The 13,262-nt window shown below is 28.3% G+C and carries 11 protein-coding genes, 1 tRNA gene, 1 other RNA gene and 2 pseudogenes; 5 read left to right on the top strand and 10 right to left on the bottom strand.

Annotation, left to right across the window (positions count from 1 at the left end; all coding sequences use genetic code 11):
* Position 1: 1 nt before the first annotated feature.
* The 3 genes from HF850_RS12610 (at position 2) to HF850_RS12600 (ending at position 1,776) form a co-directional block, all read left to right on the top strand.
* Entirely contained in the window at positions 2-406 is a 405-nt protein-coding gene (locus tag HF850_RS12610) for a VOC family protein (protein ID WP_169105797.1), read from the top strand.
* Between the two features lie 61 nt (positions 407-467).
* A complete protein-coding gene (locus tag HF850_RS12605) occupies positions 468-1,250 on the top strand; it encodes a thymidylate synthase (protein ID WP_169105796.1) in 783 nt (260 codons plus the stop codon).
* A 34-nt stretch (positions 1,251-1,284) separates the two neighbouring features.
* On the top strand, positions 1,285-1,776 hold the full coding sequence (locus HF850_RS12600) for a dihydrofolate reductase (protein ID WP_169105795.1): 492 nt from the start codon (positions 1,285-1,287) through the stop codon (positions 1,774-1,776).
* A 223-nt stretch (positions 1,777-1,999) separates the two neighbouring features.
* On the opposite strand, the gene ffs is transcribed toward HF850_RS12600, so the two are convergent.
* The 4 genes from ffs to HF850_RS12580 form a co-directional block, all read right to left on the bottom strand.
* Positions 2,000-2,266, bottom strand: an RNA gene (gene ffs / locus HF850_RS12595) — signal recognition particle sRNA large type.
* 516 nt (positions 2,267-2,782) lie between these two features.
* Positions 2,783-2,872 (bottom strand) — tRNA-Ser (locus HF850_RS12590).
* Positions 2,873-2,980: 108 nt separating this feature from the next.
* On the bottom strand, positions 2,981-3,547 hold the full coding sequence (locus HF850_RS12585) for a phosphatase PAP2 family protein (RefSeq protein ID WP_169105794.1): 567 nt from the start codon (positions 3,545-3,547) through the stop codon (positions 2,981-2,983).
* A 213-nt stretch (positions 3,548-3,760) separates the two neighbouring features.
* On the bottom strand, positions 3,761-4,069 hold the full coding sequence (locus HF850_RS12580; protein WP_169105793.1) for an ArsR family transcriptional regulator: 309 nt from the start codon (positions 4,067-4,069) through the stop codon (positions 3,761-3,763).
* Positions 4,070-4,549: 480 nt separating this feature from the next.
* Between HF850_RS12580 and HF850_RS12575 the strand changes: the two genes are divergently transcribed.
* A complete protein-coding gene (locus tag HF850_RS12575) occupies positions 4,550-4,780 on the top strand; it encodes a hypothetical protein (RefSeq protein ID WP_243159492.1) in 231 nt (76 codons plus the stop codon).
* A gap of 64 nt (positions 4,781-4,844) precedes the next feature.
* Here the strand turns inward: HF850_RS12575 and HF850_RS12570 are convergent, their stop codons facing one another.
* From HF850_RS12570 to HF850_RS15875, 6 genes and pseudogenes are all read right to left on the bottom strand, one after another.
* A complete protein-coding gene (locus HF850_RS12570) occupies positions 4,845-5,636 on the bottom strand; it encodes an endonuclease/exonuclease/phosphatase family protein (protein ID WP_169105792.1) in 792 nt (263 codons plus the stop codon).
* A 5-nt stretch (positions 5,637-5,641) separates the two neighbouring features.
* The gene (locus HF850_RS12565; protein WP_169105791.1) at positions 5,642-7,294 is read right to left on the bottom strand and encodes a PTS transporter subunit IIBC; all 1,653 of its coding nucleotides are present in this window, start codon (positions 7,292-7,294) and stop codon (positions 5,642-5,644) included.
* Positions 7,295-7,384: 90 nt separating this feature from the next.
* Positions 7,385-9,049 (bottom strand): alpha-glucosidase, encoded by a 1,665-nt coding sequence (locus HF850_RS12560; protein ID WP_169105790.1) that lies wholly within the window; start codon positions 9,047-9,049, stop codon positions 7,385-7,387.
* 259 nt (positions 9,050-9,308) lie between these two features.
* The gene (locus tag HF850_RS12555; RefSeq protein ID WP_169105789.1) at positions 9,309-10,310 is read right to left on the bottom strand and encodes a LacI family DNA-binding transcriptional regulator; all 1,002 of its coding nucleotides are present in this window, start codon (positions 10,308-10,310) and stop codon (positions 9,309-9,311) included.
* 241 nt (positions 10,311-10,551) lie between these two features.
* Positions 10,552-12,069 carry a 4-alpha-glucanotransferase gene (gene malQ / locus HF850_RS12550; RefSeq protein WP_169105788.1) on the bottom strand — a complete coding sequence of 506 codons (1,518 nt, stop codon included), beginning with the start codon at positions 12,067-12,069 and terminating at the stop codon, positions 10,552-10,554.
* Between the two features lie 157 nt (positions 12,070-12,226).
* A pseudogene (locus tag HF850_RS15875) lies at positions 12,227-12,316 on the bottom strand (carbohydrate ABC transporter permease); the annotation flags it as partial.
* Positions 12,317-12,579: 263 nt separating this feature from the next.
* Between HF850_RS15875 and HF850_RS12540 the strand changes: the two are divergent.
* Positions 12,580-13,262: pseudogene (locus tag HF850_RS12540) on the top strand (transposase); the annotation flags it as partial.

The following is a 13,262-nucleotide window of genomic DNA, read 5'->3' as shown; positions in this document are numbered from 1 at the left end:
CATGAATAAAAAATTTATACACCATGTATGCATACAAACAAATGACTATAAATCTTCATTAGATTTTTATACTAATATTCTCGGTTTTGAAATACACAAAGAAACTAAAAATTTTCATAATCGTGATTATAATACATGGCTTAAACTTGGAGATTTTATGATAGAACTTCAGACTCCAAAGAATAATGTACCATTTTCTAAATACAATACTACAACTGAAGGAATTGTACATATGTGTTTTTATACAGACAGTGTTGAAGATGAATACAATAGAATAAAATCTTTAGGGTATACACACTTTAAAGTTAAAAATGGTTCTGAAATATATAAGGTTGAAGATGGTTTATTATTTAAGGTTAAAGCTCCAGAAGGAACTGAAATTGAATTCCGAGATAGTTTAATATAAGATATAATGGATAAAACTAATTTTATCAATCATTAAAACTTAAAAGGGAGATGATATTATTATGAGTACATATGACGATAAGTATTTAGCTATAGCTAAAGATATATTAGAAAACGGTTATTTTGATACAAACAGAACTGGTGTCTCAACATATAAACTACCACATCAAATAATGCAGTTTAATTTAGAAAAAGAATTTCCTATTCTAACTACAAAACGTGTAGCATTTAAGACTGCTGTAAGAGAAATACTTTGGATAATGCAAAAACAAAGTAATAACATTAATGATTTAGAAGGTCATATATGGGATGAATGGGCAGATGAAGATGGCTCTATAGGCAAAGCTTATGGATACCAAGTAAAGAAATATCACCAAATAGATAACCTTATAAAGTCATTAAAAGAAAATCCTCAAGATAGAAGAATGATGATAAACATCTGGAATTGGGAAGACCTTCCTGAAATGAACTTAGCACCATGTTGTTTCTTAAGCATGTGGGACGTTACAGATGGAAGATTGAATTGTATGCTTATCCAAAGATCCGGAGATATTCCACTTGGCGTACCATTCAATTCAAGCCAATATGCTGTGTTAACACACTTATTAGCACAAGTTACTGGATTAAAACCAGGATTATTTACACATGTTATAAATAATGCTCACATTTACGAAAACCAAGTTGAAGGAATGAAACTTCAGCTTACAAGAAAAGATGAAGCATATGAAGCTCCAAAGCTTTGGATTAATCCAGAAATAAAGGATTTTTATGATTTTACAGAAGAAGATATTAAACTTATAGATTACAAGCACCATGAAACAATAAAAATGCCTGTATCTGTTTAGTATTTAAAAAATAAATTTAAGGGGGATTTTATCCATGTTATCATTAATAGTAGCAATAGCAAATGACAATGTAATTGGTAAAGATAATAAGCTTATTTGGCATATTTCAGAAGATTTAAAAAGATTTAAATCCATAACATCTGGACATAAAATGCTTATGGGACGAAAAACATTTGAATCACTTCCAGGTATTCTTCCTAATAGAGAACATATAATAATTACTAGAAATAAAGATTTTAATATAGATTCTGAAAAAGTTTCTATAATACATGATTTAAATAAATTCATAAATGAATATGAAAATTCTGATGAAGAGGTATTTATAATTGGTGGAGCTGAGATATATAAAGAACTTCTACCATACTGTCAGAAAATTTATCTTACTAGAATATATAATTCATTTGAAGGCGATACATTTTTCCCAGAAATAAATTTAGATAATTATACTGTTACTTATGAATCTGAAAAAATTATAGATGAAAAAAGTAATATAACTTATCAGTTCATTGATTTATTAAGAAAATAATTAGCATGTGTATTTAGCCTGATGATATTGTTGAATGTGAAATTGAAGTTATCGGATGTATTAAAAGTATAATAAAATAAGAAAATGAGGGTTTTCAGTAACGAAATACCCTCATTTTCTTATCCTATTGATTGTGTCCTATATTGTTAATCCTATTGAAGAATAACCTATTTTAATTCTGTCAAATATTCTTCTTAAATCTCAGAAGAATTTATGTAATAAACCACGCACCTAGCTTCGTTACTAGCTCTCTATACGTTACTTCTGCAGTTAGCTCAGACCAGATTGATCCACGGCACACGAAGGTGACCACTTATTGCTGCTTCCTTCCGGACCTGACAAGGTTCATGGGCCTCCGTTGCGTGGGACCCAGTCATCAACACCACTTACAAAAGTCAGACTATAAATTACTAATACCTAAGCTAGGAATTCAACCCTGCTATAGCGGATTGCAGGTTACAGGGCACCGCTAACTCCCCATCTAGCGTGGCAATGGTGGAATGAAGAGGAATTGAACCTCAAAACCATTCTTAAATTTTTAAGAATAAGTCTAGTCCCCTAAGTTGGACCTCAGACCATATTAATGCCTGCGCTTTACTTAAGTATACTTAGTCTATATATACTATATGCAAATCACATATTATTTATTAATACAATACATTTTAAATTGTATTGTTTAGATACTTGTTAATGATACCATATAAAATATTTAAATTCAAGATTATAATTTTTAAATTTTTTATAAAAAACTACTATTTTTTCTTATTTAACTTCTATTCTAACTTAACATAAAACAAGCAAGAATAATTTTAACATATTACTTACATATATTCACCATAAAACTTATATTAAAATAGTATATAATACAGCAAATAATCACTTAAATAAGTGCTATTAAACATCATGAATATAGTGTCATTCATATATAAAAATAGTACTATAAAACATATACTTTATAGTACTAATAATATAATCTTATAACTCAAATATTTGTCAATTGTATTTTTGGCGGAGAGAAGGGGATTTGAACCCCTGATAGAATTGCTCCTATACACGCTTTCCAGGCGTGCTCCTTCAACCTCTCGGACATCTCTCCATTTAGAATTATTTTACTAATTCGTTCTCATTCTAACATAAATAATAACTTACCTCAATAAAGGTTTAAAATAATAAGTACAATAATTCTAACTAGCTTTAAAAAACATTAATTCCATATAAACGAAAATTTATCTCCTAAGAAATTATTTACTTTCTTATTATTAATTAATACCTTGTACACAATTATTGCACACACTATACCAAGAATTGCGCCTGCAAAAACATCTGTGAAATAGTGGGCATATAAATAAACTCTAGAAAATGCAGTTAAAAATGCTAATATAAATGCAGGAATTCCAAACTTTTTATTAGTCATGAATAATACTGTAGCAGCTGCAAAACTACGCATTGAATGTCCAGATGGGAATGAATAACCTGTAGGCATTTCTACAATCATATTTAAATAATCATAGACATAGCATGGCCTTATTCTTTTAACTAATGGTTTTATACAAAAGCTACCAACCACTATACAAGCTCCAATAGCAACGATTAATACTATACCTTGTTTTCTATATTTTTTAGTACATATCAATACTATAGCTATTAAAACCCATATCCATAATCCTCCTATAGATGTTATAAAAGGCATTATCTTGTCAAACAAAGAGTTATGTATAGTACTCTGCATAACATTTATTACTCCATTGTCTATACTCATTACAAATTCCAAACAAATTTCCTCCTTTCATATATTTTTATATGATTTTAAATAAAAATTACCTAGCCACCATTATACCATTTACATAATAGTAACTTATTACAGATTTATTAAATATAAATTAATGATATATTATTACAGAACTACTTTGTATTTATTTTTCTTGCATGTTTAATTCATTTTTGTAAGATTAAAAAGAGGATTCTTTATAAATCCCCTTTTGTATTAAAATTCAGTTTTCATCCATTTTTTTATTTCATTTATAGTTTCTTCATTTCTTCTGAAATAAGTATATTGACCAATAGACTTTGATTCTACAAGCTTTGCTTCTTGTAATATTGATAAAAACTCAGAAATAGTTGACTGACTTAGTCCTGCTGTTTTTCTTATAGAACTCACACAAACACCACCTTTAAAGTCATCAGCAATTGATAAATGTTGTGGATCAAATTTATTTTCAGGATCTTTTAACCATAATAGTATATTTAATCGTGTTTTATTCCCTAAAGCCTTAAAAATCTTTATTTTATCCATTTTAACTCCCTCTCATTTTATTTATTTTTATTTGATATTTTTAAACAAGCTTTTGTTAAATATAATTTTACACTAAAACTCTAAAAAATAGTTTAATTTATAGTTATCCTATAGAAATCTAGAATACCATAAACAGTACTTATAGAATAGATAAATTAATATAGATTCTTGACAATTTTAAAAATAAGTACTAATATTTATCACATCGGTAAATACCGATATAGCAAATATTTTTTAATTTATAGATAAAACTAAAAATATTATATAGAGTTAAACTTTATATAAATTCTTATAAACTATCAAATATTTATTAGTATTTGTTTATCTTCTGTATATAGCAAATACTAGTCGTCAAATAAATGTTAAGGAGAATTTAATATGCATTACTAAGGACCAATTTATAGACCACCAGTTGAAGCTGATACACTTTTATTGCAAGTTACTGTAGGATGTGCACACAACAAATGTACTTACTGTTCAATGTATAAAGATGTATGCTTTAAAACAGAAAAATTAGAACAAATAGAAGAAGATTTAAAAGAAGCAAAAAGCATTTATGGAAGCTTAGATAGAATATTCTTAGTAAATGGTGATGCTTTTGTTTTAAAAGCAGAATATCTAAAAAATATAGCACTTAAAATAAAAGAATATTTCCCAGAATGCAAAACAATAACATTTATCAAAAATTATATGAAATTAAATTTAATATAAATACAAAAATACTGTTTCGCACTTGTTGCGAAACAGTATTTTTTATTAATGAATTAAGACATATTTACAAATCTAATATTATTTCAACCCCATAATGATCAGAAATAATTTCTTTATTTTTTCCGTTAAAAATTACTTGAGCATTATTAACTTTTATTTTCTTATTACTTAAAACTAAATCTAATCTAAGATTTTCTCTATTTTCGTCCCAACCATCTATTTTCCCTTTTGCAGTAATACCTAAATCATGATTTTCAAATGCTAGGAACATATCATTTAATCCCTTATTAATTAAATAATCATACCCTTCATTTCTGATAAAAGCATTATTATTAAAATCCCCCATTAAGAAATTGATTTTGCTGTTATCAAGTTTATCTACAAGCATATCTGCCTGATACTTAAATGGTTCTTCTTCATCATTCCACCAACCTAAGTGACATGAATAAATATCCACTTCAGTACCATTATAGTCTATAGTCATCTTAACTATTTTTCTTGTTTTCCAATAATCTGTATTATGGTTTTTAGTTATAAACTTAGATTCTGTATTTAATATTTTATGCTTTGTAAGTATTGTTAATCCTTCCTCATAAATGTCATATCCTATATGAGAAAAATCCCAGTAAAAATCATACTTACCTTCTGAATATTTATCTAATTCATTTTTTAGTATTAATACAAAATTGTTTTCTTTTATTTTGCAGTCTATAGATTCTGCATCTATAGACTGACTTATTTCTTGAAGTGCTATTACATCATAATCTTTTTCATTAATAGTTTTTGCTAAGTATTTAATTTTTTCTATTTGATTTTCTTCCTGCCAGGAATGACAGTTTAAAGTTAAAAGTTTCACTTATATTACACTCCTAAAATATCTTGAATATCTGATTTTAACACGTCTGCTTTTGGTCCATAGATAGCTTGTATTCCCTTATCCTTAACTACTAGTCCCATTGCTCCGTTCTTCTTCCATTCTGCTTCATCAGCAACTATTCCTTTATCTTTTACAGTTACTCTTAAACGTGTCATACATGCATCTACATCTACTATATTTTCTTTTTCACCTAATAAAGTTATTATTTTTGCAGCTAAATCATTTTTTCCTGCATTAGTATTTGATGCTGTAGTAGTTGTTTCTTCATCTTCTATATAATTTCCTCTACGTCCTGGTGTAGCAAGATTTAATTTCTTAATTAATAAATTAAATACGAAGAAGTTTAAGCTGAAGAATACTACTGCTGCTACTACAAAGTTAACTAAATCCATTACTAAACCTGCTTTTGCAAACATAGGTACTCTAGTTAATAATTCAACAAATCCAAAAGCATGAACTCTTACATTTATAATATCTGCTATAGCAAATCCAATACCTGTAATAACTGCATATGCACCATAAAGAATTGGTGATACAAACATAAACATGAATTCTAATGGTTCAGTAACCCCAGTTAAGAAAACTGCAAGTCCTGCTGATAAGAACATTGATTTATATTTTTTCTTCTTATCTTCGTCAACATTTTTATACATTGCAAGTGATGCACCTATTAATGATGCACTTGAAAGGATAACTTGTCCAAATTTAAATCTTGCAGGAGTAACTGTTGCTAATAAATTATTATAAGCTGACATATCTCCAGTATTTTTTAAATTAATTAAATCTGATATCCATGCAAACCATAATGGATCTTGTCCTGCAATTACATTACCTGCATTAGATCCAGTAAGTACAGTATAAACCCCACCTAGTTCTGTGTAATTTACTGGTATTGTAAGCATATGATGTAATCCAAATGGTAATAATAAACGTTCTAAACATCCAAATATAAATGGTGATAATACTGGTGCTGTATCCTTAGATTCTGCAAGCCATATTCCAAAAGCATTTAAGCCTGTTTGAGCAAATGGCCATATTATAGAAAGTATTATAGCTGATACAACTGATCCTACAATAACAACAAATGGTACAAATCTTTTTCCGTTAAAAAATGATAATGCATTAGGTAATTTATTAAAATTATAATATTTATTATATAATGATGCACCTAAGAAACCTGAAATAATACCAACAAATACACCCATATTAAGAGCTGGTGCTCCAAGTACTGATGTAAAGTAATCTGGAACTGTTAATACTTGTCCAAATAATGAAGTAACTTTTGCATCAGGATTTGAAAGCATATCTGATGTTACTCCAAATATAGAACCTGTAGTTAAATTAATTAATATAAATGCTATAAGTGCTGCAAATGCTCCACCTGCACGTTCTTTAGCCCATGATCCACCAATAGCAACTGCAAACAAGATATGAAGATTTCCAATTATTCCCCAGCCTAGCTGTTCAATAACATTGGCAACTGTTTTAATAAGAGCCATATCTCCACACATTCCAACAAGCTTTCCAAAGCATATCATAAGTCCAGCAGCCGGCATTACTGCAACAACTACCATTAATGCTTTTCCGAATTTTTGCCAAAATTCAAATGAAAATAACTTATTTTTACTGTTTTCCATTGTTTATCCCCCATTCTAAAACGTATACATTTGTCTACTGATATAGTTTCATTATAAATGAAACTATATTGAGAAATATTTTTATTGTTTTTATTTTATTTTATATAATCTGCACTCCCAAGGCATAAGAATAAACTTATTCATTGGTAAATGCTTATTAACATTATAATTAGATATAACTAAGTTATCATAATCAAGAAACTCTTCATAATCATAAGTACTAGTATTATCTGATAAATTACATATTATTATGTATTTTTCATCATTAAGTGTTCTAGTATATGCATAAATCTGCTCATGATTCTTTAGTATTAGTTCATACTTTCCATACATAAGAGTCTCACTCTGCTTTTTAAGTTTTATAAGCTTTTTATAAAAATTCAATATAGAATTTTTATCCTCAAGCTGATTTTTAACATTTATCTCTTTATATAATGGATTAACATGAATCCATGGCTTACCATCTGAGAATCCAGCATTATTTGAATCATCCCATTGCATAGGTGTACGTGCATTATCTCTTGATGTTCTCCATACTTCTTCAAGTGCTTCTTCTTTAGAAACTCCATTTGAAACTTTTTCATTATATGCATTTATACACTTTATATCATCATATTCATCAAGACTATTGAATTTAACATTTGTCATTCCAATCTCTTGACCTTGATATATAAATGGAGTTCCCTGTTGCATGAAATACATTAATGCTAAAGCTTTAGCACATTCTATTCTATATTCAGAATCATTTCCTAATGTAGAAACAACTCTTGAAATATCATGATTCTCTATAAATAATGCATTCCATCCTATTCCATAAAGATTATCTTGCCACTTTGAAAGTGCTTCTTTTAAATCTATTATTTTTGATTTACTTTCACCTTTTGTTTCCCATAAATCAAGATGTTCAAATTGGAATACCATATTAAAACTTCCGTTTTCTTCTCCAACCCAAAGGTCTGCGTCAACATCTGCTTTAACACCATTTGCTTCACCAACAGTCATTATGTCATACTTATCAAAAGTTTCATTCTTAAGCTCACTTAAGAAGAAATGTATTCCTTTGTAATTCATATGTTTATCAAATGATTCTACATAAGCTTTATTATTTGGATTAGGCAAATCTGCAAAAGTCTGATCTTTTTTTATGTGGCTTATAGCATCAACTCTGAAACCATCAATTCCTTTGTCAAGCCACCAATTAATCATTTCATAAACTGCTTTTCTTACTTCTTCATTTTCCCAGTTTAAATCTGGTTGTCTTTTACTAAACAAATGTAAGAAATACTCATCAGTTTTTTCATCATATTCCCATACAGAGCCCTTAAATATACTTTCCCAGTTATTCGGCTCTTTTCCATCCTTACCACTCTTCCAAATATACCAATCTCTCTTAGGATTATCTTTAGATGATTTTGACTCTATAAACCATTCATGTTCATCACTAGTATGATTTATTACTAAATCAATAATAAGTTTCATTCCTCTTTTATGAACTTCGTATAATAGCTCATCAAAATCATTCATATCCCCAAAGTCAGATAAGATTTTCTTGTAATCACTTATGTCATATCCATTATCATCATTTGGTGATTCATACATAGGACATACCCATATTACATCTATTCCTAAATCTTTAAGATAATCTAATTTAGAAATTATTCCTTTAAGATCACCTATACCATCTCCATTTGAGTCTTTGAAACTTCTCGGATAAATTTGATATCCTACAGCTTCTTTCCACCAAATTTTTTTCATTCGTTTCTCCTTTGCAATCGCTTGCATTAACAGTCATTTAGTTTTTATATTTAAAAATTTAATTAGTAGATTTAAATAATTCCTTATCTAAATCTATAATCAGTATAACATTTACAGTAAACTATTACAACATTTATTTAACCAATTCTAATATATAAAAACAGTATTTTACTTTAAAATGCTCCTTTTTCCATTAATTTACGGTACTTCGCAAACGCTTGCAAAAATGCAAAAAAATATCATTGAGATAGCAATCAAACTATCTCAATGATTCCCTTTCCACTAATTTCGAATCAACTATATAGTGATTTACTTTTACATTATTATTTTCTAAGTATTCTATAAGAACTTTTGCTGCATAATACCCTAACTCAGTTGCATTAATATCAATAGATGCAAGTGGTGGATTTTGAAATTCTGCAAGCTGGCTATTATTAAATCCAACAACAGATATATTATCTATTCCTTTTTCATTTAATGCCTTTAATACCCCAAATGCAAGTAAATCATCCTGAACTATAATTGCCTTAACTTTATTATTTCCTATAAGTTCGTTTGTTGCTTCAATTCCTTGGTCTTCAGTAAATTCATCCTTTATGATTATATCTTTATCATTAATTGAAATTCCATTAATTTCACATGCTACTTTAAAACCTTTTAATCTATCTTTAGTAACAGTTAAGTCTCCTTTTGCTCCTACATAAGCAATTTTATTATAGCCTTTTTTAACTAATCTATTTACAAGGTTATATGTTGCTTTAAAGTTATCGTTATCAACCCATAACATACCTTCTGTTTCTTCTGGTCTTCCAATAACAACAAACGGAAAATCCATCTTTTTTAAATAATCTATACTTTTATCTGCTGTTCTTACCCTTAATAAACATACTCCAGCAATTAAATTACTATTAATAAAATCCTTTATATAATCTTCTTCTTCTCTGTAATCATCACTAAAAGCATATGTTATATAATATTTTTTCTTTTTCGCATAAATACTCATGCCCTTCATAGCCTGAAGAAAAAATGGATTCAATAATAGATCTTGTGCTTCACTTGGCAATACAACCCCAATAATTCTGCTCTTTCTATTTGCAAGACTTCTGGCAAATGCATTAGGTTTATAATTAAGTTCACGAATCACTTCTCTTACTCTCTCTTTAGTTTTTTCACTGATTTGAGAACTGTTAGACAGTACTCTTGATACAGTTGATGGAGACACATTTGCTTGTTCTGCAACTTCTTTAATTGTTATTTTCATAAATATAAGTACTAAAATTCAACTTCTATTATTTTAGTAACATTTTCACCCCCCAAATCTAAATACTTCTATAACCTAGATTGTAAATTATACTAGTAAATTTGTAAAATAAAAAGACTATTTTTAAAATCTAAAGAATTAAATAATCCTCAAAAACTTAATAATATGATTTAATTATAATATTATTAAATTTTTTTATATTTAAAAATAGCCTTTTTTAGTATATTGTTAAACCTTAATATTATAGTTCAGTTTGTTCAGTTAGTTCTTCTTTAAGTCTTCCATATCTTTCAGTTATATCATAAATCTTTTGTGCAAGTTCATCTGTGCAAGCTCCTTTTTTTACTCTCCATCTCCAGTTCTTTCCTAGTGTTGATGGAAGATTAGTTCTTGCTTCATTTCCAAGGTTAAGGAAATCCTGCATTTGTGCTATAGATACATTGGCAACACTACTCCAAATTCCTCTTATTATGCCCCAATTGTATCCCTCTTCTTCTGTAAGATTTAAATACTTAACTGCATTTTCTACTTGCTCTTTTGTTCCAGTAGTTTCAATCCATCCTCTTACTGTATCATTATCATGTGTTCCTGTATATGCAATAAAGTTTCTATCATAATTATGAGGTAAGAACATATTCTCACTATCAGAATCAAATGCAAAAGTTAATATCTTCATTCCTGGAAATTTATTATCATCTCTTAATTTTATAGTTTCATCAGTTAATGTTCCAAGATCTTCTGCTATTATATTAACATCTCCAAGTTCATTTCTAATAGCATCAAATATCTTCATGTCAGGGCCCTTTACCCATTCACCATTTATAGCTGTATCTTCACCATATGGAATTGAATAATATGACTCAAACCCTTTAAAATGGTCTATTCTAATCCAGTCATATAATTTTAAACTATGTTTTATTCTTTTAATCCACCAATCGTATCCATGTTCCTCCATCCAATTCCAATCATATATAGGATTTCCCCATAATTGTCCAGTTGCAGAGAATATATCAGGTGGACATCCAGCTACCTTTGTAGGTTTTAAAGTCTCTTTATCTAATAAAAATGCATCAGGATTACTCCATACATCTGCACTATCTTCAGCTACATATATAGGCATGTCCCCAATAATCTCAATTCCAAGATTATTAACATATTCTTTTAGAGATGTCCATTGCTTATAGAATTCAAATTGTATAAAGCTCCAAAATTCAATATCATCTTTAAGCTCTTCTTTATATTTTTCTAGTGCTTTGGAATCTCTTAATTTTATATCATCATCCCAATTTTGCCAGCTTTTTAAATCAAAATTACCTTTTATCGCCATATACATAGCATAATCTTCTAACCAAAATTCATTCTTTTTAAATTCATAAAAGCTTTCTTGTAGTTCTTTTTTATTCTTGAAATTATCATATGCTTTTCTAAGCACAGGTATTTTATTTTCAAATATCATTCCATAATCTATATTTTCTGGGTCATTTCCAAAGTCAATGTTTTCATAATCCTCTTTATCTAATAATCCATCTTTATTTAATATATCAAAATCTATAAAATAAGGATTTCCTGCAAATGCTGAAAATGATTGATATGGAGAATCACCATAGCTAGTAGGCCCTAACGGAAGCATTTGCCAATACTTTTGTCCTGCTTTATCTAAAAAATCTGCAAATTCATATGCTTCATTCCCAAATGTTCCAATGCCATATTTATTAGATAGCGATGAAATATGCATTATTATACCACTGCTTCTTTTCATAATTTTCTCTCCTTTTTTGTTTAACTAGTATTTATATAGGGAATTATTAATCCATACTATTCAAAGTTAAAAATATAAACCACAAGCAACCGCTTGCATAAAACTATATGACTACTTATTAATATTACCATATCTAAGTAGTCATAACAATATTTGATTATTTAATAGATCCTTGTACTATTCCTGATATTATATGTTTTTGTGCAAAAAAGTAAAATATTATTATTGGAATAATTGACAATACTAATATTACGATAGTGTAAAGTTGTTTACACTACGCTTTTTAATTTTTCTTTATATTTCAAGGGTTCCGACCGTTTTTTTGTATAAAAAAACAATGACCCCCTTAATTTCATGTTATAATTGAGTTCCTCAAAACAAAAATAACTACGAAAGGTTGTCATTGTCATGGATTCAATTATAACTTATTTACTACTATATAATCAATATCTAATTAAACTTGTTGGTGAATTACTTCTATTCATTGCGAAATATATACCACTCAAACAAATGTTATTTGACGATTCAAATAGCCCAGAATATCAAAAGTTCAAGGTAGATAGACTACCTAAAATCTTAAAATTCGAAAAAGTGGATTATATATTACTTTTAGAATATTACAAACATAGATATAAGAAAGTTTTAAAGCCCGTCAAAATACGTAACGGCAAGTCAATTCCTGAATCAATTATATGTCCAAAGTGTGGAGCACCACATGATTACATATATGATAACAATGGTAATAAAGGTCAGTTTCAATGCAAAATTTGTGGTACTACTTTTAAAGAAAACAATAATGCCACTAAACCTTTAGTATTTAAATGTCCTTATTGTGGTCATACACTTGTCGTTCAAAAAGAACGTAAACACTTTAGAATACATAAATGCAAAAACCCTGATTGCTCTTATTATTTAAAAAATATCAAAAAGATTCCAAAAGATCTTGATGAAAATGAGAAGCATAAATATAAGCTTCACTACATTTACAGAGAATTCACTCTTAATTTCTTCAAGATGGACTTGCATATGCTTCCTAAGTCTGCAGTTAATTTTAGTTTTAAGAAATTCAATCCTCATATAATGGGACTGTGTTTAACTTATCATGTTAATTTAAAGCTTTCGACTAGGCAAACCGCTCACGCATTAGCGGAAGTACATGGCATAAAAATATCACATACTATGGTTGCTAATTA

The organism is Clostridium sp. SM-530-WT-3G (assembly GCF_012843905.1).
Classification (GTDB): domain Bacteria; phylum Bacillota; class Clostridia; order Clostridiales; family Clostridiaceae; genus Clostridium.
This window is presented reverse-complemented; position numbering and strand designations above follow the sequence as displayed.

Excerpts from the sequence above, each read along its gene's own strand:
- HF850_RS12575 (WP_243159492.1), top strand. The coding sequence starts at position 4,550 with ATGTATAAAGATGTATGCTTTAAAACAGAAAAATTAGAACAAATAGAA.
- HF850_RS12565 (WP_169105791.1), bottom strand. The coding sequence starts at position 7,294 with ATGGAAAACAGTAAAAATAAGTTATTTTCATTTGAATTTTGGCAAAAA.
- HF850_RS12555 (WP_169105789.1), bottom strand. The coding sequence starts at position 10,310 with ATGAAAATAACAATTAAAGAAGTTGCAGAACAAGCAAATGTGTCTCCA.
- HF850_RS12610 (WP_169105797.1), top strand. The coding sequence starts at position 2 with ATGAATAAAAAATTTATACACCATGTATGCATACAAACAAATGACTAT.
- HF850_RS12605 (WP_169105796.1), top strand. The coding sequence starts at position 468 with ATGAGTACATATGACGATAAGTATTTAGCTATAGCTAAAGATATATTA.
- HF850_RS12580 (WP_169105793.1), bottom strand. The coding sequence starts at position 4,069 with ATGGATAAAATAAAGATTTTTAAGGCTTTAGGGAATAAAACACGATTA.
- malQ (WP_169105788.1), bottom strand. The coding sequence starts at position 12,069 with ATGAAAAGAAGCAGTGGTATAATAATGCATATTTCATCGCTATCTAAT.
- HF850_RS12560 (WP_169105790.1), bottom strand. The coding sequence starts at position 9,049 with ATGAAAAAAATTTGGTGGAAAGAAGCTGTAGGATATCAAATTTATCCG.
- HF850_RS12600 (WP_169105795.1), top strand. The coding sequence starts at position 1,285 with ATGTTATCATTAATAGTAGCAATAGCAAATGACAATGTAATTGGTAAA.